The organism is Cellvibrio sp. ATLC23, from assembly GCF_057196725.1.
In genome coordinates this window covers 1-1180 of sequence record NZ_JBXUOS010000026.1, presented here as the reverse complement: position 1 = coordinate 1180, position 1180 = coordinate 1, and the positions used below count along the sequence as shown (strand labels likewise).

Genomic DNA, 1180 nt, shown 5'->3' with positions numbered 1-1180 from the left:
TGGTACTGAACAAAGGCTAGAAATTGCTCAACAAGCGACAGAAATTGAAAAGCCTATGCGCACTAGCGCACTAGAAACAACACCAACAACTGGGCAACACACAACCGAGCTAGTTGCTGAACATTATTTGCAGCAAGAGATTGCCGGTATTGAACAAAAACAAAAAACTGTTCAACAAGCATTAGAGTCGGATACTGAAAATTTAACTCGCCATAGTGCGCAAAAAGTTGCGCAAACTTCAAAGCAAGATATTACTCAATCTGCACCAGCGATAATCACGTCAGCTAGCAGCATTGTCGATATCGCAAAGGCTCTGTTATCCGAACAGCAACCATCAGTTCTATTACAAGGTTTAGAATTCGATAAACAGCAATGGCAGCAATTAACTATTGCAGTGATTCAGCAGGCACCATTTTTTGATCAAGAAGCGCGGGCAGAACTGACGGCTGCAAGCCAAACACCGATCAGCCAACTAGTAAATCCAGCGGCTTATTACCAAGCCATCATTACGGCTATTATCGAACGGCAGCCGCTTGATTTGGAGGCGATTGCGATAACAGCGAAAACCGATAACACACAGTCGGCAGAAAATAGTTTATACAAAGATACTGCAGAGCCAGCAGAGAAAAATATTATTTACGATCGTAATCAAGAGATGGCTCAACCCGCAGCAACGACTGTCATGCAAAACCCAGCGCGAACTACTTCTGTCGATGTTGGGAAAATATCTATTCAAGATTCTGCAAAAGTCGCATCCGAATCACTTGTTGAGACTCGCTTGCATGAAGAAAACGCTGGCGTTGAACAAAAACAGGAATCTGTGCAACAAGCGACAGAACTAAAATTTGAAACATCTATGCGCAATAGCGCAGAAGAAACAATGGACATTGCTGCGCAGCTCAAAACCGAATCAGCTTCTGAGGCTCGCTTGCATAAGGAAAACGCTGGTGCAGAACAAAAACAAGAAGCTGTTCAGCAAACAACGGAATTAGAAACTGAAAAATCAATGCGCAGTAGTGCACTGGAAAAAATACCACCAACTGCGCTACACACAACCGAGCTAGTTGCTGAACATTATTTGCAGCAAGAGATTGCTGGCATTGAACAAAAACAAGAAACTGTTCAACAAGCATTAGAGTCGGATACTAAAAATTCAACTCGCCATAGTGCGCAAAAAGTT

The 1180-nt window shown here is 42.9% G+C and carries 1 protein-coding gene; it reads left to right on the top strand.

Annotated elements, in window-relative coordinates:
- Positions 1 to 1180, top strand: a 1180-nt coding sequence (locus AC2CG4_RS20020) for a hypothetical protein (RefSeq protein ID WP_484487949.1), incomplete at both ends; no start/stop codon positions are given.